The 19,693-nt window shown below is 74.6% G+C and carries 17 protein-coding genes and 1 pseudogene; 5 read left to right on the top strand and 13 right to left on the bottom strand.

Annotated elements, in window-relative coordinates; all coding sequences use genetic code 11:
• Nucleotides 1-70: 70 nt before the first annotated feature.
• Together ACN26Y_RS03935 and ACN26Y_RS03930 are read left to right on the top strand one after the other, a co-directional pair.
• Nucleotides 71-448: a DUF742 domain-containing protein gene (locus ACN26Y_RS03935; protein WP_155328938.1), complete on the top strand. Its 378-nt coding sequence runs from the start codon at nucleotides 71-73 to the stop codon at nucleotides 446-448.
• Between the two features lies 1 nt (nucleotide 449).
• Nucleotides 450-1,040, top strand: coding sequence for a GTP-binding protein (locus ACN26Y_RS03930; RefSeq protein WP_155328937.1), 591 nt, complete (start codon nucleotides 450-452; stop codon nucleotides 1,038-1,040).
• 298 nt (nucleotides 1,041-1,338) lie between these two features.
• Here ACN26Y_RS03930 and ACN26Y_RS03925 read toward each other — a convergent pair whose 3' ends face one another.
• Complete coding sequence (locus ACN26Y_RS03925) at nucleotides 1,339-3,666, bottom strand: transposase (RefSeq protein ID WP_422734346.1); 2,328 nt, start codon at nucleotides 3,664-3,666, stop codon at nucleotides 1,339-1,341.
• 40 nt (nucleotides 3,667-3,706) lie between these two features.
• Nucleotides 3,707-4,645: a DNA primase gene (locus ACN26Y_RS03920; protein ID WP_155328935.1), complete on the bottom strand. Its 939-nt coding sequence runs from the start codon at nucleotides 4,643-4,645 to the stop codon at nucleotides 3,707-3,709.
• 115 nt (nucleotides 4,646-4,760) lie between these two features.
• On the opposite strand from ACN26Y_RS03920, the gene ACN26Y_RS03915 reads away from it, so the two are divergent.
• Nucleotides 4,761-5,102 carry a PadR family transcriptional regulator gene (locus tag ACN26Y_RS03915; RefSeq protein ID WP_155328934.1) on the top strand — a complete coding sequence of 114 codons (342 nt, stop codon included), beginning with the start codon at nucleotides 4,761-4,763 and terminating at the stop codon, nucleotides 5,100-5,102.
• A 22-nt stretch (nucleotides 5,103-5,124) separates the two neighbouring features.
• Here the strand turns inward: ACN26Y_RS03915 and ACN26Y_RS03910 are convergent, their stop codons facing one another.
• The 10 genes and pseudogenes from ACN26Y_RS03910 to deoC all read right to left on the bottom strand — a co-directional run bounded on the left by ACN26Y_RS03910 (nucleotide 5,125) and on the right by deoC (nucleotide 16,382).
• Entirely contained in the window at nucleotides 5,125-5,781 is a 657-nt protein-coding gene (locus ACN26Y_RS03910) for a permease prefix domain 1-containing protein (RefSeq protein ID WP_422734344.1), read from the bottom strand.
• Nucleotides 5,782-5,863: 82 nt separating this feature from the next.
• Nucleotides 5,864-7,612 (bottom strand): annotated as a pseudogene (gene cydC / locus ACN26Y_RS03905) (thiol reductant ABC exporter subunit CydC); the annotation flags it as partial.
• 2 nt (nucleotides 7,613-7,614) lie between these two features.
• Nucleotides 7,615-9,291, bottom strand: a complete 1,677-nt coding sequence (cydD, locus tag ACN26Y_RS03900) for a thiol reductant ABC exporter subunit CydD (RefSeq protein WP_155328931.1) — start codon at nucleotides 9,289-9,291, stop codon at nucleotides 7,615-7,617.
• Nucleotides 9,288-10,295 carry a cytochrome d ubiquinol oxidase subunit II gene (locus ACN26Y_RS03895; RefSeq protein ID WP_422734343.1) on the bottom strand — a complete coding sequence of 336 codons (1,008 nt, stop codon included), beginning with the start codon at nucleotides 10,293-10,295 and terminating at the stop codon, nucleotides 9,288-9,290. The genes cydD and ACN26Y_RS03895 overlap by 4 nt, the downstream gene beginning before the upstream one ends.
• Nucleotides 10,296-10,306: 11 nt before the next feature.
• Nucleotides 10,307-11,557, bottom strand: coding sequence for a cytochrome ubiquinol oxidase subunit I (locus ACN26Y_RS03890; protein WP_155328929.1), 1,251 nt, complete (start codon nucleotides 11,555-11,557; stop codon nucleotides 10,307-10,309).
• Nucleotides 11,558-11,712: 155 nt separating this feature from the next.
• On the bottom strand, nucleotides 11,713-12,618 hold the full coding sequence (locus tag ACN26Y_RS03885; RefSeq protein WP_155328928.1) for a M56 family metallopeptidase: 906 nt from the start codon (nucleotides 12,616-12,618) through the stop codon (nucleotides 11,713-11,715).
• Nucleotides 12,619-12,628: 10 nt separating this feature from the next.
• Nucleotides 12,629-13,123, bottom strand: coding sequence for a BlaI/MecI/CopY family transcriptional regulator (locus ACN26Y_RS03880; RefSeq protein ID WP_366602246.1), 495 nt, complete (start codon nucleotides 13,121-13,123; stop codon nucleotides 12,629-12,631).
• A gap of 46 nt (nucleotides 13,124-13,169) precedes the next feature.
• Nucleotides 13,170-13,994 (bottom strand): aldehyde dehydrogenase family protein, encoded by an 825-nt coding sequence (locus tag ACN26Y_RS03875; protein WP_155328926.1) that lies wholly within the window; start codon nucleotides 13,992-13,994, stop codon nucleotides 13,170-13,172.
• Nucleotides 13,987-15,417 (bottom strand): aldehyde dehydrogenase family protein, encoded by a 1,431-nt coding sequence (locus ACN26Y_RS03870; RefSeq protein ID WP_155328925.1) that lies wholly within the window; start codon nucleotides 15,415-15,417, stop codon nucleotides 13,987-13,989. The genes ACN26Y_RS03875 and ACN26Y_RS03870 overlap by 8 nt, the downstream gene beginning before the upstream one ends.
• A 5-nt stretch (nucleotides 15,418-15,422) precedes the next feature.
• Nucleotides 15,423-16,382 (bottom strand): deoxyribose-phosphate aldolase, encoded by a 960-nt coding sequence (gene deoC, locus ACN26Y_RS03865; RefSeq protein ID WP_422734342.1) that lies wholly within the window; start codon nucleotides 16,380-16,382, stop codon nucleotides 15,423-15,425.
• Nucleotides 16,383-16,506: 124 nt separating this feature from the next.
• Here deoC and upp point away from each other — a divergent pair, with 124 nt between their 5' ends.
• On the top strand, nucleotides 16,507-17,139 hold the full coding sequence (upp, locus tag ACN26Y_RS03860; RefSeq protein ID WP_155328923.1) for a uracil phosphoribosyltransferase: 633 nt from the start codon (nucleotides 16,507-16,509) through the stop codon (nucleotides 17,137-17,139).
• Between the two features lie 63 nt (nucleotides 17,140-17,202).
• Nucleotides 17,203-17,880 (top strand): GOLPH3/VPS74 family protein, encoded by a 678-nt coding sequence (locus ACN26Y_RS03855; RefSeq protein ID WP_155328922.1) that lies wholly within the window; start codon nucleotides 17,203-17,205, stop codon nucleotides 17,878-17,880.
• An 86-nt stretch (nucleotides 17,881-17,966) separates the two neighbouring features.
• Here ACN26Y_RS03855 and ACN26Y_RS03850 read toward each other — a convergent pair whose 3' ends face one another.
• Nucleotides 17,967-19,688 (bottom strand): phospho-sugar mutase, encoded by a 1,722-nt coding sequence (locus ACN26Y_RS03850; protein WP_155328921.1) that lies wholly within the window; start codon nucleotides 19,686-19,688, stop codon nucleotides 17,967-17,969.
• Nucleotides 19,689-19,693: the final 5 nt, after the last annotated feature.

Genomic DNA, 19,693 nt, shown 5'->3' with positions numbered 1-19,693 from the left:
GCGGGGCAACGACAACGAGGGGTTCGACCGGCGCCAGCCGGTCCGGGGTACGAAGGAGGTGAGCGGGGACATGGCCGATCGTGACGAACCGACCGGCGCGTTGGTCCGTCCATACGCCGTGACCCGTGGTCGTACCCGCCCTCGACTCGACATCGCGATGGAAGCGCTCGTCGAGACGACGGTGCGCGGCCGGGCCGCTGCCAACGGCAACGGCGGTCATGGCCGCGAGCACCAGTACATCGCCGCGCTGTGTGACGGACGCGTGCAGTCGCTAGCCGAGATCGCGGCGCGGATGCAGCTACCGCTCGGTGTGGCCCGGGTGCTCATCGCCGACATGGCGACGGATGGCCTGGTCGCGGTCCACGAGCCGACCATTCTGGACGACTCGGACGACGCGGTGGGCACTGAACTGCTGGAGAGGGTGCTGAGTGGACTTCGCAGGCTCTGACATGTCGCGCCCGCCGACCGCGAGCGGGCGCGTGACGTCGGCGAAGATCGTTATCGCCGGTGGATTCGGCGTCGGTAAGACGACGCTGGTCGGCTCGGTCTCGGAGATCACGCCGTTGACCACGGAGGCGATCATGACCTCCGCGAGCGTGGGCGTCGACGACAACCGGCAGGTGCCGGGGAAGACGACGACCACGGTGGCCATGGACTTCGGTCGTATCACGATCGACCGTGACCTGATCCTGTACCTGTTCGGTACGCCCGGTCAGACCCGGTTCTGGTTCATGTGGGACGAGCTGGTCCGCGGTGCCATCGGCGCGGTCGTGCTGGTCGACACCCGCCGGCTCGCCGACTGCTTCGCGGCGATCGACTTCTTCGAGCACCGGCGGCTGCCGTACCTGGTGGCGATCAACTGCTTCGACGGCATGCAGTACCACGACCCGCAGGACGTCCGGGACGCGCTGGCCATCTCCAGCGACGTGCCGGTGGTGGCGTGCGACGCCCGGAACCGGGAGTCGACCAAGCACGTGCTGATCTCGCTGGTCGAGTACGTGCTCACCATGCGCCGGTCGCGGGCCGTCGCCCGGGCCTGACGTTCGCCCGTCCGCGCGCGGTGGTGGCTTCGGCCGCCACCGGGCGCGACGTGCTGTCCGGGTACGGCCGACCGGACCGGGTGGCCGGCGGCACGGCGCCGAACGCTGACCGTCCCGCACCCGGCTGCTCACGTCCACCCGGGCGCGACCACGCGCACTCCAGGCCTCGCGTGCGGCCTTGCGGACACCCGACGCGGCCCCGGCTCTGCCCGGCACACTCGGCCCCCGGTCAGGCCCGTGGACACACGACGAGGCCCCCGGGCTCTGCCCGGGGGCCTGCTGCGTCGTCAGTGTCCGGTCAGGACCGGTAGCCGGCGGACCGGTACTCGTACTCCCGGTCGTCGTCGCGGTCGCCGGTGTCGCGGCTGAAGTCCCAGCCGCCGGCGGCCTCCCGGCCCGGGCGCCCGCCCACCGCGAAGCCGCCGATCTCCTGCCCGCGACGCCAGCCGCGGAAGTAGCCGGTGGTGTTCTCGGCGAGGCTGGCGGCGTCGCGCACGATCCGCAGTGGACGCTCGTCGCGCAGCGGCGAGCCGGGGACGAGGTTCGCCTGCGGCACCCGCTTCGGCAGGCCGGCGGTGGTCTCGGAGCCGATCGCGGGCTTGGCGGCCTGCTCCGCCGCCTGCCAGCCGCTGTCGTCCAGTGAGGACCAGTTGAACTCGGTCGACTCACCGTGACCCACGAACCACGCCGACTTCGCCTGGGCGAAGATCAGCAGGTCACCGTCGCCGTCGTCGGACACCGGCGGGGGCCGGTGCTCCACCGGGGGCGCCGGCCGGTGCTCCACCGCCGGCGTACGCGGAGCGGGCCGTCCGTTGCGGGGCTCGTCGCGGTCGACGAGCCGCAGCGGCGGCGTCTCCAGGCCCGGGCCGGCCGCCGGGCCCTGCCCGTTGCGCAGGGCCCGGTCGGCCAGCGGCGGCGGCTCGACCAGGCGCAGCATCGGCGGTTCCTGGGGGAGGTCGTCGGCGAGCCAGGGCGGGGTGACCCGACGCTCCGTGCCCGGGTCGGTGGGGGCGTCGACGCCGCGCCCGCCGTACGAGCCGACCACCGGGTTCCGCGCCGAACTGTCGCCCGGGTCCTGCGGGTTGTTGACCAGCGGCCAGTTGGCCCGGGAGCCCGGGGTGGCCGGTTCCTGGCCGGGACGCGGCGTGGGCACCGGCACGCTGAGGTCGGTGGCGCTGAAGCCGCCGGCCGGGGCGGGCGGCTCGGTCGTGGTCTTCGGCCGGGGCGGGATGACCGTGCGCTGCCGCTCGGCGCGCGCGTTCTGGATCGCCGCCGTGGTCAGCGTCGGCCGGAACGGTTCGCCGGCCTCGGCCGGAGGCACCGAACCCCGCTGCGTCGGGGCGATGGGCGTGATGCCGGGAGGCGGGGGCGGCGGCGCCGAGATCGGCCGGTTCGTCGGGCCGTCGATACGGCTGGGCGACGCCTCGGGGCGGGCGGGCGGTGCGGAGACCGGCGGGCCCGCGAACGCGGCGGGGGCGACCGGTGCCGGAGCCACCGGCGGCGGCGCCACCGGTGCCGGCGCGACGGGGGGCGGACCGAGCGGCCGGGGAGACGGGGGCGGGGTCGCGCCGGAGACCGGTTCCGGGCGGGCCCGGCGGGCGCCGGTGGCCGGGCGGGCGGGCTCGGCCGGGCGCACCGCGCGCAGCGTGGCGCCGCTGGCGGCCGGGGTCAGCTCGCCGACCGGCTCGCCACGGCGGGCGGCGGCGCGACGGCCGGGCGTCGGAGGGCTCACCCGGTCGTCGAGCGCGCCGACCAGCGCGTCGCACCCGAGGTCACACGCGCGTACGGAGGCGACGGCCTGCCGGACCGTCTCGGCCACCGCGGCGGTGAGGGCCCGGTTGACCGTCGCCCGGCGGGGCGACTCGGAGATGGCGACCCGCAGGGCGGTCACCGCCGCCTCGATCTGGTCGGTGTCGGCGACACCGTCGGCGGCGAGGTCCGCCGCGACGCGGTCGGCCGTGTCGTCCCGGCTGCGGCCGACGGCGGTCAGTAGCCCCGGCTCGGGAAGGGCGTCCAGGACCGCGAGTGCGACCGGCTCGGCCGGGTCGGGGTACGCGCGCAGCGCGGCCGGGTACAGCTCGCGCAGCACCTCCCGCAGGGCCACCGCCGCAGAGTGCCGGCCGTTGGCGAGCGCGGCGTGCGCCGCGAGCACCTGCTTGTAGCCGGCAAGGTCCCGGGGGGCGGGCAGGGTGACGGCGGAGAGCGCTCCGGCCTGGAGGGCACGGGCCAGGCCGACGGCCCGCCGCTCCGCCGGGGGCGACTGCATCTCCTCCAGGGAGTCGTCGTCGGCGAACCGCTCGGCGAAGTCGTCCACCGAGTCGTCGTCGGCGATGGCGAGGGGTCGGCCTGCCGCGCTGAGCAGCGAGGTGACCGTGTGGTCGTCGCTGTCGGCGGCGATCGCCGCACCGCTCGGCCCGCCCGACCGCTCCACGAGCAGCGTGACCAGCCGGGCGTAGCCGGCGGGGTCGTCGCTGATCTCGCAGACATGCAGCAGACGGCCTGCGTCATCGACCACAGCGGACGTCAGCGTCGAACCGGCTGAAGCCGGTCGGTCGGCCGGATCCGCCGAGGCCAAACCGCAGTACACGCGCACGAGCGCCACGGCGTCGTCCTCCTCCCGGGACACAAGGTCTTCTCTGCCAGAGACTGATGCTCCCTGGTACGGGTCAGTCGCGCCAGTCCACGACAGCAGAGATCTTGCCGACAATGGTGCGCCAACCCAAACTTGCGGTTTGTGCCCCGATTTTCTTCAACCGACGCCGGCCGAGGAATCCGCCGATCCCCCCGTTGACAGAGGCCCGCAGTGCCTCGTCCAGATCGTCGAGGCTGGACCCGGCGGAGAGCATGTCCAGCACGGCCGGTAGCCGCAGTGCGTACGAGATGTCACGAGCGATCTCGCCGGCTTCGATGAGCAGCGTGGGATCCCAGGCGTCGTGCCCGCCGCGCAGGTTCTCCACCACCAGGTCGAGCTCGTAGATGTCCTCGTCGAGCGGGGCGATGTCGGCCGGTTCCACCCGTTCGGACAGTTCATGCCAGCTGTCCAGTTGAGACAGGTCGTTGGGCGCACCGGACCGGACGAAGCTGACCAGTGACTCCGGGGTCTTGAAGAGCAGCAGCCGGCCCTTGTGGCTGAGGAAGACCGGCACCTCCTCGTCGTCCGCCTCCTCCTCGGCCGCCTCGGCCTCGGCCTCGTCCTCCGTCTCACCCTTGCCGCCGCGGCGGGCCTCCCGGGCCTCCTCCTCGTCGCTCTCGGCGAACTCCTGGGCGACCTCCTCGTCGAGGATGACGACGCTCTCGTCGTCCTCGTCCTCTTCCGTCACCACCTGACGGCGGGCGAGGAAGGGGTCGTCCTGGTCCCGCTCCTCGACGTCGGTCGGGGTCAGCTCCCGGGCCGGCCGGTACGCCCGAAGGGTGTAGCCGGTGCCGGCGGGCAGGGCGATCTCGACCGGGTCGATCCGCAGTTCCTCCCAGAGTGCGCGGGCGGCCTCGGCGGACTCGGTTGCGGTGCCGGACTCGGCCGGGCCGTCGAGATCGGGCTCGTCGGCGTCGGACCGGTGAGGCGACTGGCGGGCCACGCTGACCTCCGTGTGCTTCGGGCTGCCCACCCGCCGGGCTCCTCCGGCGAGTGACTACGCGCACATACCCTAGTGGGCGACCCGGGCGTCCCGGTGTCCGCACCCCGGTGGCGGTCCGGCCGGACGACAAGTAGCGTTGCTACGTATGAAGGCCCAGGCGCTGCACGGACACCTCGACGCACTGCTCCTGGCGGTGCTCGAACAGGGACCACTGCACGGCTACGCCATCATCGAGGCGCTCCGCAGCCGGAGCGACGGCCACCTCGATCTGCCGACCGGCACCATCTATCCCGCGCTGCGCCGACTGGAGCGGGCCGGCCACGTCGCGAGCACCTGGAGCACCGTCAACGGCCGGGAGCGGCGGACGTACCAGTTGACCGACGCGGGCCGCCGGGCGCTGGCCGGTGAGCGGTCCGGCTGGCGCGAGTTCAGCTCCACCGTCGGCCGGTTCCTCGACGCGGACGCGCCACCCACCACACCCGCCTGAGGAGCGCCCTTCCCGGCGGCGGTCAGCGGACGGCGTGCACCCAGCCCCGGGCGGCGCGACCCAGCCAGAGGAAGCCGGCGGCCACCAGCACCGCACCGATGATCATCGGCGGCCAGGTGAGCGCGCCGTCCCAGAGCCCGACCGACCAGCCGAAGAGGGCAGCGCCGGCGAGCCCGCCGAGGGCGAGCAGACCGGTCAGGCCGGCGCCGACCAGCCGGTCGACGACGGGACTGCGCCGGCGTGCGCCGGCCACCAGGACGCCCAGCCCGCCGAGCACCGCGGCGGTGAACCAGAGCCAGTCCATCGACGCCGACAGCAGCAGGTAGCCCGCCGGAGGCCGGGGGCCGTCGCTCCAGCTCGCGCCGCGCCAGGTGAGGTCACCGGCGGCGATGCCGGCGGCGGCCACCGCGAGCACCCGCCAGGCCAGGCCGCGCAGCGCGCCGACGGCCAGCTCGGCCTGGTACGCCGGGGCGAGCTGCGCCGGCGTGCCGAACTCGGCCACCGCCCGGCGGCGGGCCTCCGCCGCCGGCAGCCCGTCCTCCCGGTACGCCTCGACGGCGTCCAGCAGCCCGTGCCGCGCCTCGGTCAGCAGATCGGCCTTCAGCCTGCTCGGCCCACGCAGCCGCTCCTCCAGCGCCCGCAGCCGCTCCTCAACAAGCACCTCGTCGCCGCCCCGCATGCCACCACCCTGCCACGACCGGCCGCCCCGTGCCGTCCGGGACATCCCTGGGCCGACCCGGATCCGACGTGTGCGGGGACGGTCAGGGAAGGGGGCCGAGGGCGAGGTAGCCGCGCTCGGCGGCCTCCTGGAGGAGCCACTGGTCCCGGTACCAGCCGGGCAGCGCGACCAGGTCGGCGTGCCGGCCGCGCTGCGCCACCCGGCCGGAGTCCAGCACCAGGATCTCGTCGAACCCGTCGAGTCCGCGCAGGCGGTGGCTGATCAGCAGCACGGAGTGCCCCGCCGGGGTGGCGGCCAGGACGGAGTCGAGCACCGCGTCCGCCGCCGTCGGGTCGAGCCCCTCGGTCGGCTCGTCGAGCACCAGCACCGGGGGCGCGGCGAGCAGCGCCCGTGCCAGGGCCAGGCGCTGCCGCTGGCCGCCGGAGAGTTGGCCGCCCTCCTCGCCCACCACGGTGTCCCAGCCGTCCGGCTGTGCGCGTACCCAGTCCAGGAGGCCGGCCGCGGCGGTGGCCGCGGCCAGGTCGTCCTCGCCCGCGCCGGGCCGCCCCAGCAGCAGGTTCTCCCGGACGGTGGCGTGGAAGACGTACGCCTCGGCGAGCAGACCCCCGACGAGCCGGGGCAGCGCCTCGGCGGGGTACGCCGACAGGTCGCGCCCGTCCAGGTCGACCCGACCCGAGGTGGGCCGCACCGAGCCGGTCAGGACGGCGGCGAGGGTGCTCTTGCCCGCGCCGCTGGGCCCGACGACGGCGATCCGCCGACCGGGCGGCAGGTGCAGGTGGAAATCGTGCAGGGCGGGCGCGGCCGCGGCGCGGTACCGGACGGTCACGTCCTCGAACCGGACGTCGGGGGCGGCGGCCGGGGTGGGCGTGGTCGGTGTCGGGGCCGGGGACGCCACGTCCTCGCTCTCGTCGAGCAGGGCGGCGACGCGGCTCAGGCCGGCTCGCAGACCGGTCCACTGGCGCGCCGCGCCGACCAGGGCGAGCGCGATCTCGACGGCGGCGAGCGTGCCGACGGCCAGCACACCGACCAGCACGCCGTCCACTCCGGCCGCCAGCGCCACCAGCACGACCGCGCCGGCGGTCAGCCCGGCCACCAGCACACCCGCCGCGTCGACGGCGAACCCGGTCGCGGCCAGCCGCCGTTCGAGCCGGGCCAGCCGCCGGGCCCGGTCCGCGGCCACCCCCAGCGCCTGCCCGGTGGCGCCGAAGGCGGCGAGGTCGGCGGCGCCGTGGGTCAGGTCGACCGCGTCGGCGGCCAGGGCACCGCGCAGCGGCGCCAGCTCGGCGGCGGCGTGCCGGGTGAGCGCGGTGGCCAGGGCCGGCAACGCGACACCGGCGAGCAGCAGGCCGGCCGCGAGCGCCCCGGCGGCGGCCGGGGAGACGAGGGCCGCCGCACCGACGGCGACCACGCCCACCAGGCCCGCGGCGGCGGCCGGTACGACGACCCGCAGCAGCAGGTCCTGTACGGCCTCGACGTCGGAGACCAGCCGGCTCAGGGCGTCGCCGGAGCGCTGCCCGGCGCTGTCCCGGCGGGCGGCCAGGGCGGCGAACACCCGGGCGCGGACGTCGGTGACCAGCCGCAGCACCGCGTCGTGCCCGGCCAGGCGTTCGGTGTAGCGGAGCACGCCGCGCCCGATGGCCAGTGCCCGGACGGCGACGATGGCGACGGTCAAACGGTCCAGCGGTGGCCGCTCGGCGGCGGACATCAGCAGCCACGTCGCCGTGGCCATCAGGGCCAGGGCGGCGAACTCGGTGGCGGCGGCGAGCAGGCCCGCGCCGACCAGCCGGTAGAGGTACGGGCGGGCCAGGCGCAGCACGGTGCGCTCCGGCGCGTTCACGGTGTCACCTTCCCGGCCGGGGCCGGGGTGAGCTCGGTGACCCGCCCGTCGGCGATCCGCAGGATGCGGTCGGCGTCGGCGAGCAGCGCCGGGCGGTGCGCGACCAGCAGCGCCGTCCGGCCGGAGATCAGGGCGCGGGTGGCGTCGAGGACGGCTGCCTCGCTGGCCGAGTCGAGTCGTGCGGTGGGCTCGTCGAGCAGCACCACGGGTGCGTCCCGCAGGAACGCGCGGGCCAGTGCCACCCGCTGCCGCTGGCCGCTGGAGAGGCCGTGCCCGCGCTCGCCGAGCATGGTGGCCAGACCGTCGGGCAGTGCGGCGACGACGTCGTCCAGCGCGGCGTCGCGGACCGCGCCGGCCAGTGCGGCGTCCGGGACGTCGGAGGAGCCGAGCCGGATGTTGTCGGCCAGCGAGGCGGCGAAGAGGTGGGCCCGCTGCGGCACCCAGGCCAGGTGCCGGCGCCAGGCGTCCAGGTCGGCGCCGGCCAGGTCCGTTCCGCCGACGGTGACCCGGCCGGCGGTCGGCGTCACGAAGCCGAGCAGGAGGCCCAGCAGGGTGCTCTTGCCGGCGCCGCTCGGCCCGACGACGGCGATCCGCTCGCCGGGCCGGATGGTCAGCGTGACGTCGCGCAGGGCGATGGTGCGGTCGTACGCGACGGTCACCCCCTCGAACCGGATCTCACCGCGCCCGTCCGGCACGGCCGCGCCCGCCCGGGGCCCGCCGGCCGGCGCGCCCTCGGCGAGCGTGAGCGCCTCGTCCAGTGCGGTGAGCCCTTCCATGCTGGCGTGGAAGCGGCTGCCGGCGGCCCGTAGCGGCAGGTACGCCTCCGGGGTGAGCAGCAGCACCAGCAGCGCGGTCTGGAGGGTGAGCCCACCGCCGAGCAGCCGGATGCCCACCGGCACCGCGACCAGCGCCACCGAGAGGGTGGCGACGAGTTCCAGAACCAGCGCGGAGAGGAACGCGATGCGCAGGGTCTTCATGGTCGCCGTGCGGTGCCCGTCGGCCATCCGGCGGACCACCTCGGTCTGCGCCCGCGCCCGCCCGAAGGCCCGCAGCGTGGGAAGCCCGGCCACCATGTCCAGGAAGTGGCCGCCGAGCAGGGAGAGTCGTCGCCACTGCCGCTCGGTCGCCGCCTGGGCCTGCCAGCCGAGCAGGGCGCCGAAGATCGGGATGAGCGGCAGCGTGACCGCGATGATGAGAGCGGAACTCCAGTCGGCGAGGAAGATCCGGGCGAGCACCGCCACCGGCACCGTCACGCTCAGGACGAGTTGGGGCAGGTAACCGGTGAAGTAGGCGTCCAGCGCATCCAGGCCGCGGCCGGTGAGCGTGGCGAGCTGGCCGGCGCGCTGCCCGGCCACCCAGGTCGGGCCGTGCCGCCCGACCGCGTCGAGCAGGTCGACCCGCAGCTCGGCCTTGACCGTCGCCGCGGCCCGTGCCGAGACCGTGCCCTGCGCCCAGACCAGCAGCGACCGGGCGGCGACCGCCGCGACGAACCCGGCCAGCGCCGGCCGGTCCAACCGTCCCTCGAAGGCGGTGGCGAGCAGCGCCGCGAGCGCGGTCGCCTGCGCCACCACCAGACCCGCGGCGAGCACGCCGAGCAGTGCGAGCACGGCGAGGTCGCGCCGGGCCGCGGGGACCCGGCGCAGCAGACGCGGGTCGAAGGGACGGCGGTTCACCAGTACACCGGTGCCCTGCCGTCGGTCCGTCCCCGGAACACCCACCAGCACATCGCCTGAAAGCCTAGTAGGGCCGGCAGGAGCGGCACCGTCAGCCAGCCCAGCAGGCGCAGGGTGGGCCCGCTGGCCGCCGCGTCGGTCACGGTCAGCGACGCGCCGGGATCGACGGTGGAGACCAGCGCGTACGGCCAGAGCGTCGCCCCGACCAGCACCACCGGCACCGCGAGGGCCGTGGCGGTGGCGGCGAACGCCACCCCGGGCCGCCGCCGGGCGAGCGCGAGCCGGGCGGTCAGCAGGGCCGCGACCAGCAGCGCCAGCAGGAGTACGCCCACCGCCGGCTGTTGCGCGGCGGCGCGTACCCGGTCCGAGAGCAGGCCCACGACGGCGGCGGTGCCGACGGCGGCGAGGGCCACCGGGACCAGCCCGCGGGCCAGCCGGGCCAGCGGCTCGGCGTCGGTGGCCGGCAGGCGGAGAGTGAGGAAGGTCGCGCCGTGCACCGCGACCAGGGCGACCACCGCGAGCCCGACGGCGGCCACGAACGGGGTGAAGAGGTGGGTCACCCCGGCGACGTGGCCGTCGGCGTGCAGCGGTACGCCCTGGAGCAGCCCGGCGAGCACGGCGCCCCAGCCCAGCGCGGCGAGCAGGCTGCCGACGAGCACCACCCGGTCCCACGTGGCGCGGGCGCGGTCACCGGCCGGACGGCTGCGCAGCTGCACTCCGGCGGTCACCAGGATCACGCCGGCCAGCGCCCCGACCACGGCCGGGTAGAGGCCGGCGAGCAGTTCTCCCTCCAGCAGCGGGAACGCGCCGAACAGGATGCCGACGGCCGCGACCAGCCAGACCTCGTTGCCGAGGAAGAACGGGCCGACGGCGTTGAGGGCGGCGCGCCGGCTCGCCGGCCCGGTGCGCCGGGCGAGCAGCAGCCCGACTCCGTAGTCGTAGCCGCCGAGCACGAGGTAGGCGGCGAAGAAGGCACCGAGCAGCGCGTACCAGGCGAGTTCCACGGTCGTCTCCCTCAGGCGAAGGCGGGTTCGGGGCGGGGGTCGGCCGGCGGTTGCTCCGGCCGGCGGCCGAGAGCGGGATCGACGGCGCCACCGGCGGCGTGCCTCGCCAGCAGCACCCAGTTGGTGACGGTGAGCGTGCCGAGGAGCAACGTGAAGCCGATGAGGGAGGCGAGCATCACCCCGGGGCCGACACCGGAGACGGCCTGGTCCGTGGGGAGCAGCCCGTACGCCACCCAGGGCTGCCGGCCGACCTCGCGGGCGATCCAGCCGAGGATCGCCGCGACGAAGGGCAGCGGCAGGGCGAGCAGCAGCAGCCAGAGCGGGAAGCGGAGCCGGATGATCCAGTCCCGCCAGAGCAGCGGCAACAGCAGCCAGAGCGTGCCGAGGCCGAAGCCGATGAGGATCATGAACCCGAGCCCGACGCTGGCCAGCGCCGGCGGGGTGTAGTCGCCGGGGCCGAACCGGGCGGTCCACTCGGCCACCAGCGCGTCCGCGCCCGGGCCGCCGCCGAACTTGGTCGGCTGCACCTCGCCGACCGGCCCGAACTGGGCGAACCCGAAGCCCTGCACCAGGGTGATCGACAGCGCGGCGGTGACCAGGCCGATCCGCAGGGCGGTGCGGTGGAGCGCGAAGTCGGGGGTGCGCCGCAGGAGGTGCCCGGCGCTCACCGCGGCCATCAGCATCCCGCCGACGAGCAGGGACGCCGCGATCACGTGCCCGAGCGCCATGCCGAGGCTCGGGTTGGTGAGCAGGGCGGTGAAGTCGGTGAGGTGCGCGATGCCGTCCCGGACCTCGTACCCGACCGGGTTCTGGAGCCAGGAGTTGGCGACCATGATCCAGAACGCGGACGCGTACGCGGTGATCGCCACACCGTAGAGCAGTGCCAGGTGGACGCCCCGGCGGAGCCGGTGCCAGCCGAAGATCCACATGCCGAGGAAGGTCGACTCCAGGAAGAAGGCGACCAGGGTCTCGATGGCGAGGGGCGCGCCGAAGACGTTGCCCACGTAGCGCGACAGCCCGCTCCAGTTCAGCCCGAACTGGAACTCCATCACGATGCCGGTGGCGATGCCGAGCACGTAGTTGATCACGTAGAGCTGGCCCCAGAAGCGGGTCAGCCGCTCGTAGACCGGCTTGTCGGTGAGCACCCAGGCGGTCTGCAGGCCGACCAGCAGCGTGACCAGCCCGAGCGTCACCACCACGAAGAGGAAGTGGATCGACGTCGTCGTGGCGAACTGGAGGCGGGCGAGGAGCAGCGTGTCCATGGTCGGCCCTCCCGATGATCGGCTGCTGTCGTAGAGAGCCTACACGTAGTCTGGCTACCTATAGCCGCTACTACGTAATGTCGTAGGGAACTCTACGACATTACGTAGTAATCGTGGGGGTCGGTCGGCCGGTCGAGACCGCCGGCGCGCCAGGCTCAGCTGAGGAAGAGGGAGACCGGCAGGGCGGCCAGGGTCGACGCCACGCTGAGCGCCGCCGCCCCGATCAGCCGGGACGGCCGGCCCGAATCCAGCAGGCGCTGCACCCGGACGTCCAGGTCCCGGTCGCCCATGCCGAGCGTGCCGGCCGGCGTGATCCGGGCGCCGGCGGCCGCGAAGCGGCGCAGCGCACCCGCCAGGGGCGCCTCGTCGTGCAGCTCACGGGCCTTGTCGTCGGCGCGCATCTCGACCAGCAGGGCGACCCGCTCGTGCGCGTCACGCACCCACCCGACCCACGGCAGCGCCCGGCAGAGCGCGGTGAACGGCAGCAGCACGAGGTCGTGCCGCTCCTGGGCGTGCGCCCGCTCGTGGGTGAGCACAGCCGCCAGCTCGGCCCGGTCCAGCAGGTCGAGGGTGCCGGCGCTCACCACCACGCGGGGCCGCACCCCCGGCAGGCAGTACGCCGCAGCGCTGGGGTGGTCGAGCACCAGCGCCCCCGGCACGGTCGGGTCCCGGCGGGCGACCAGCGTCAGCAGGTCGCGGTGACGGCGCTGGGCGCGGACGGCGGCATGCACGCTGCGGACGGTCGTGGTCAGCAGCACCGCCCCGATGCCGAAACCCACGCCGACCAGCCCCAGATGGATCGCGCCCACCCCGACCGGCAGGGTGCCGTCGCCCAGGTCCGTGGCGAGCGCCCACAGGGCGCTGCCGGTCGGCCGGTCGTACGCCGCCAGGCCCAGGGCGATCGGCAGGCCCATCGCGGAGAGGCCGACGGCCAGCCCGACCGCCTGCCAGCAGAGGATCGCGACCCGGGGGCTGTGCCACGTCCACCTCGAGCCCGCCAGCACCTGCGCGGTGAGCCAGCAGGCCAGCACCGAGACGCCGAAGTGCACCGCGTAGGACATGGCCCCGCCCCTACCGGTCCGCCGCCTCGTCGGCCAGGCGTACCCGCCCGGCCCGGTCGGTCGTGGGAGTCTCGACCCGCTGGGTGAGCGGCCCGGCGTCAGCCGGCCCGGTGCCCTCCGCCGGGGTGGCGGTGTCGCTCCGACCGGCCTCGGCGCCGAGCGCCGCGCGCAGCACGTCGGCCTCGGTGCCGGTGACCGAGCGGGCGAAGCGCACCAGCGCCGCGTCCCGGCTGCCGCCGAGGTCCAGCGCGTCGAGCATGAGCTGGGCGATGTGCGCCTCGCGGCTCCCGGCGGCCCGGTACCGCCAGGCCCGCCCCTCGCGCTCGCGCCGCACCATGCCCTTGCCCGCGAGCCGGTCCAGCACCGTCATCACGGTCGTGTACGCCAGCTCCCGCCCGGCCAGGGCGTCAGCCACCTCGCGCACGGTGACGCCGTCCGACGTGGCGGGGACCGAGTCCCACAGCACGTCCATCACCGCACGTTCGAGATCACCGAGCCGAGTCACGCCACAATCCTACCCCGCGTAGTAGAGCTTCCCCCGACGGGACGGATCAGACTCCCTTCGGGTGCCAGACCGTCTTCGTCTCCAGGAGGGTGGTCATCCGGGTGACGCCCGGGTCGGCGAACCAGTCGTGGTCGGCCGGAGCCGGCCGGAGCACCCGCTTGAGGTTCTCCGCCGCCTTGACCTCCAGGTCGGCGGCGAGCCCGGCGTCGGCCACCCCGGTCAGGTCGATCGCGTTGACGTCCATGTGGCTGGCCAGCGTCGGCACCGTCTCGGCGAGGCGACCGGTGAGGATGTTCACCACACCGCCGGGCAGGTCGGAGGTGGCCAGCACCTCGGCCAGGGTCACCGCCGCGAGCGGCGCCGACGGCGACGCCGCCACCACGACCGTGTTGCCGGTGACGATCGCCGGGGCGATCACGCTGACCAGGCCCAGCAGCGCCGGAGCCTCCGGCGCCACCACGGCCACCACGCCGGTCGGCTCCGGAGCCGACAGGTTGAAGTACGGACCGGCGACCGGGTTGGCGCCCCCGTACACCTGGGGGAGCTTGTCGGACCAGCCGGCGTACCAGACCCAGCGGTCGATCGCGGCGTACACCTCCTCGTCGCGAAGACCCAGGGCGCCGAACTGCTCGCGGCGGCCCTCCAGCATCTCGGCGACCCGGTAGAGGATCTGACCCCGGTTGTACGCGGTCGCCCCGGCCCACCCCTTCACGGCGGCGCGGGCGGCGACCACCGCGTCCCGCGCGTCCTTGCGGGAGGAGAGGGCGACGTTGGCGTCCTGCACGATGTACGACCGTCCCGACTCGCTGCGCGGGAACTTCCCGCCGATGAAGAGCTTGTACGTCTTGCGTACCGCGACCCGCTCAGACATTCAGGTAGCCCTCCAGCCCGTGCCGGCCGCCCTCGCGACCGTAGCCCGACTCCTTGTACCCGCCGAACGGCGAGGTCGGGTCGAACTTGTTGAACGTGTTGGCCCAGACCACGCCGGCGCGGAGCCGGTCGGCCATCCACAGGATCCGGGAGCCCTTGTCGGTCCAGATCCCGGCCGACAGCCCGTACGGGGTGTTGTTGGCCTTCTCGACGGCCTCGGCCGGGGTGCGGAAGGTCAGCACCGACAGCACCGGCCCGAAGATCTCCTCCCGGGCGATCCGGTGGGCCTGGGTGACCCCGGTGAAGATCGTGGGCGCGAACCAGAAGCCGCGGTCGGGCAGCTCGCACGGCGGCGACCAGCGCTCGGCGCCCTCGGCCGCGCCGGCGTCGGAGAGATCCCTGATGCGGGCGAGCTGCGCGGCCGAGTTGATCGCGCCGATGTCGGTGTTCTTGTCCAGCGGGTCGCCGACCCGCAGCTGAGCCATCCGGCGCTTCAGCGACTCCAGCACCCGGTCGGCGACGGACTCCTGGATCAGCAGCCGGGACCCGGCACAGCAGACGTGCCCCTGGTTGAAGAAGATGCCGTTGACGATCCCCTCGACGGCCTGGTCCACCGGCGCGTCGTCGAAGACGATGTTGGCGGCCTTGCCGCCCAGCTCCAGGGTGACCTTCTTGCGGGTGCCGGCCACCGCGCGGGCGATGGCCTTGCCCACCTCGGTGGAGCCGGTGAAGGCCACCTTGTCCACGCCCGGGTGCTCGACCAGCGCCCGGCCGGTGTCGCCGGCCCCGGTGACGATGTTGACCACGCCGGCCGGCAGGTCGGCCTGCTGGCAGATCTCCGCGAAGAGCAGGGCGGTGAGCGGGGTGGTCTCGGCGGGCTTGAGCACCACCGTGTTACCCGCCGCGAGCGCCGGGGCGATCTTCCAGGCCAGCATGAGCAGCGGGAAGTTCCACGGGATGACCTGCGCGGCCACGCCGAGCGGCTTGGGGTCGGGGCCGAAGCCCGCGTACGGCAGCTTGTCGGCCCAGCCGGCGTAGTAGAAGAAGTGCGCGGCGACCAGCGGGATGTCGACGTCGCGGGACTCCTTGATCGGCTTGCCGTTGTCCAGCGACTCCAGGACGGCCAGCTCGCGCGAGCGCTCCTGGATGATCCGGGCGATGCGGAACAGGTACTTGGCCCGGTCCCGGCCCGGCATCGGCCCCCAGACCTTCTCGTACGCCGTCCGCGCCGCGCGGACCGCACGGTCGACGTCGCCGGCGCCGCCCTCGGCGACCTCGGCGAGGACCTCCTCGGTGGCCGGGTTGACCGACTTGAACGTGCCGCCGTCGGTGGGGTCGACGAACTCGCCGTCGATGAACAGCCCGTACGAGGGCTTGATGTCCACCACCGAGCGCGACTCGGGGGCGGGTGCGTATTCGAACATCGCGCTCAGTCCAGGGTGAAGTAGTCGGGACCGGAGTACACGCCGGTCTTCAGCTTGGTGCGCTGCATCAGCAGGTCGTTCAGGAGGGTGGAGGCGCCGAAGCGGAACCAGTCCGGGTCCAGCCAGTCCGGGCCGACCGTCTCGTTGACCATGACCAGGTACTTGATGGCGTCCTTGCTGGTCCGGATGCCGCCGGCGGGCTTCACGCCGACCTGCCGGCCGGTGGCGGCGCGGAAGTCGCGGACCGCCTCCAGCATCACCAGCGTCACCGGTGGGGTGGCCGCCACCGGGACCTTGCCGGTCGAGGTCTTGATGAAGTCGCCGCCGGCCAGCATCGCCAGCCAGGAGGCGCGGCGCACGTTGTCGTACGTGGCCAGCTCACCGGTCTCCAGGATCACCTTCAGGTGGGCGTCCCCGCAGGCCTCCTTGGTGGCCACGATCTCGTCGTAGACCTCCTGGTAGCGGCCGGCCAGGAACGCGCCCCGGCTGATCACCATGTCGATCTCGTCGGCACCGGCCTCGACGGCCGCCCGGGTGTCGGCGAGCTTGACCTCCAGCGGCGCCTGCCCGGACGGGAAGGCGGTCGCCACGCTGGCCAGGTGCACGCCGCTGCCCTGGAGCACCTCGGCCACGTAGGGGACCATCGCGGGGTAGACGCAGACCGCGCCGACGTGCGGGCAGGACGGGTCGGCCGGGTCGGGGCGCAGGGCCTTCGCGGCGAGCGCCCGCACCTTGCCGGGGGTGTCGGCCCCTTCGAGCGTGGTCAGGTCGACCATCCGGATCGCCAGGTCGATCGCCTGGGCCTTGGCCGTGGTCTTGATGGAGCGGGTGCCGAGCTGGGCCGCCCGCTGCTCCGCGCCGACCTGGTCCACGCCGGGCAGGCCGTGCAGGAAGGTCCGCAGAGCGGTCTCGGATCGTCCCAGCTCGGAGAGGTCCGACCGGGCCGACGTCGCTGTCGCCGTCATGACCCGAAGTCTACGCACGTCACCGGTACGTGATCTTGGCCACGGCGGGGGTTCGGGTGAGCGCCGTCGCTGGTCCGGCCACACCGGCGGTGCCCGTCGCGGCGGGCGGGTAGGTTGAGCGACCGTGGACGTACTCGTCATTGACCACCCGCTCGCCCAGTCGCGGCTGACCGCGATGCGCGACGCCCGGACCGACTCCGCCTCGTTCCGGGCCGCGCTGCACGAACTCACCACCATGCTGGTGTACGAGGCCGCGCGCTCCTTCCCCGTCGAGCGGTACCCGGTGCAGACCCCGGTCACGGCCACCGAGGGCACCCGGCTGGCCAACCCGCCGCTGCTGGTGCCGGTGCTGCGGGCGGGTCTCGGCATGGCCGACGCGGCGCTCGGCCTGCTGCCGGAGTCGTCGATGGGCTTCGTCGGCCTGGCTCGGGACGAGGAGACCTTCGAGCCGCGCGCGTACATGGAGTCGCTGCCGCGGGACCTGAGCGGCCGGCCGGTGCTGGTCCTCGAGCCGATGGTGGCCACCGGCGGCTCGCTGGAGCACTGCTGCCGGCTGCTGGCCGACCGGGGCTGCACCGACATCACCGTGCTCTGTGTGCTGGCCGCCCCCATGGCCATCGAGCGGCTGGAGCGCTCCGGCCTGCCGCTGCGCCTGGTGACGGCATCGGTCGACGAGGGCCTCAACGACCGCATGTTCATCGTCCCCGGCCTCGGCGACGCGGGCGACCGCCAGTTCGGCGGCATGCCCCGCTTCTGAGCGCTCCGGCGTCGGGCGCGTCCCGGCGCACGGGGGTGCGGACAGGCGCTAGCGTTCCTGGCCATGACTGGTGTTGCGCTCGCCGAGGAGTTGCTCCTCCTCGCGTACGACGACGAGACCGGCAAGGCGACCATGCCCCGGATCAGCCTCGACCTGGGCATGGCCGCCGCCGTGCTCATCGAGTTGGCCCTGGCCGGACGGATCGCGTACGCCGACGGCAACCTCGCGGTGGTCGACCCGACGCCGACCGGCGAGCCGGTCGCCGACCAGGTGCTCGCCAAGATCGGGGCGGACACCCCGCACAGCCCCTCGTCCTGGGTGCAACGGCTCCGGCACGGGCTGCGCGACCGGATCCTCGGTGACCTGTGCCGCCAGGGCGTCGTCCGCGACGTCGACGAGACCGAGCTGGGCTTCATCCACGTGCACCGCTACCCGGTGGTCGACCCGAGCGTGGAGGCGGACACCCGCCGCCGGCTCGCGGAGGCGCTGACCGGCTCCGCCGCCCCCGACGAGCGGACCGCCGCGCTGGCCACGCTGGTCGCGGTGCTCCGGATGGAGCCGGCGCTCGGCGTCGACGGCGGGACCGCCGCCGACGCCCGCCGTCGGCTGACGGAGATCGCCAGCGGGGCCGGGTTCTCCGGCGACGTCAGTCTCGAGGACTCGGTGGTCCGTCCGTCCGTGGCGCTGGTCGTGACCGCCCTCGGCCATGCCGTCGACGCCGCCCTCGGCCCCCGCCGCTGAGCTGTAAGGAAGGGCCCCTTGTTAACACCCTTGGCTGTTAACAAGGGGCCCTTCCTCTACCGCAGGCGTTAAGAAGGGGCCCTTCCTTACACCCCCAGCGCGGTGGCCACCTCGGTGCGTAGCGTCGCGACGGCGGCCGCCGCCCGGGTCCGGGCCGCGGCGACGTCGCCGCCCGCGACCGGCTCCACCACCTCCAGGTACGCCTTGAGCTTCGGCTCGGTCCCGGAGGGCCGGATCACCACCCGGGCGGCGGCGCTGCGCAGGATGACGACGTCCGCCTCGGGCAGCAGGTCCCGGGATTCGGTGACCGGCTGGCCGAGCAGGGTGTCCGGGGTGGCGGCCCGGATCCGGTCCATCATCACGGCGATCACCCGCAGGTCGTCGACGCGTACCGAGAGCTGGTCGGTGTGGTGCACGCCGAACTCGGCGGCCAGTTCGTCGAGCCGGTCGGTGAGCGTCCGCCCCTGGGCCTTGAGGCCGGCGGCCAGCTCGGCCACGGTCAGCGCGGCGGTGATGCCGTCCTTGTCGCGGACCATGTCCGGGGCGACGCAGTAGCCGAGCGCCTCCTCGTAGCCGAAGACCAGCGGCGCCGACCCGCCACCGGCCCGCACGATCCACTTGAATCCGGTCAGCGTCTCGTCGTACGGCAGGTTCCGGGCGGTGCACATCGCGCGCAGCAGCGACGACGAGACGATGGTGGTGGCGTAGAGGCCGGTGACGCCGCGTCGCATCAGGTGGTCGGCGAGGAGCACACCCACCTCGTCACCGCGCAGCATCCGCCAGCCCGGTGCCCCTCCGCCCGCCCCTGGACCGGCCACCTCGGCGCGGGCGCTCGTCGCCGGGTCGGTCTCCCGCACCACCACCGCGCAGCGGTCCGCGTCCGGGTCGTTGGCGATGGCGAGGTCCGCGCCGGTCGACCCGGCCAGGGCGGTCAGCCGGTCGACCGCGCCGGGCTCCTCCGGGTTCGGGAACGACACGGTGGGGAACGCCGGATCCGGCTCGGCCTGGTCGGGCACCATACCGGGGACGGCGAACCCGGCCCGCGCGAACGCCGCCGTGAGCACCGCCGCCCCGACCCCGTGCAGCGGGGTGTACGCCACCGTCAGGTCGCGGGGCCCGTCCGGCGCCACCACCGCGGCGGCCCGCTCGACGTACGACGTCACCAGGTCGTCGCCGAGCACCTGCCCGGGCGGGCCCAGCGGGACCTCGGCCAGCGGGCCGACCGCCCGGATGGCCGCCTCGATACCGGCGTCCGCCGGAGGCACGATCTGCGCGCCGGCGCCCAGCTCACCGCCCAGCTCCGCGCCGAGGTAGACCTTGTAGCCGTTGTCCTGCGGCGGGTTGTGGCTGGCCGTCACCATCACCCCGGCGACCCCGCCGAGCCGGCGCACCGCGTACGCGAGGACCGGCGTGGGCAGCGGCCGGGGGAGCAGCAGGGCCGGCCGGCCGGCGCCGGTGGCGACCTGGGCGGTCCGTTCGGCGAAGGCACGGGAGCCGTGCCGGGCGTCGTACCCGATCACCAGCGGACCGGAGCCGCCCTGGGCCGCGAGCCAGGCGACCAGCCCGGCGGCGGCCTGGGTGACCACCGCGAGGTTCATCCCGTTCGGGCCGGCACGAAGCGGGCCGCGCAGGCCCGCCGTGCCGAAGGTCAGCGGGCCGGCGAAGCGGTCGGCCAGCTCGGGCGCGCTGACCGGCAGCCGGTCGAGCACCGCCTGGAGTTCCGCGCGGCTGGCCGGGTCCGGGTCGTCGTCGAGCCAGCGCCGGGCTTGCTCGCGAATGTCGTCGATGTCAGTGGTGTCCGCCGGCATGCCTC

The sequence above is a fragment of the Micromonospora sp. WMMD558 genome (assembly GCF_049315255.1).
Classification (GTDB): domain Bacteria; phylum Actinomycetota; class Actinomycetes; order Mycobacteriales; family Micromonosporaceae; genus Micromonospora.
The sequence above is the reverse complement of the archived record's forward strand: the minus strand, read 5'-3'. Positions and strand labels throughout refer to the sequence as shown.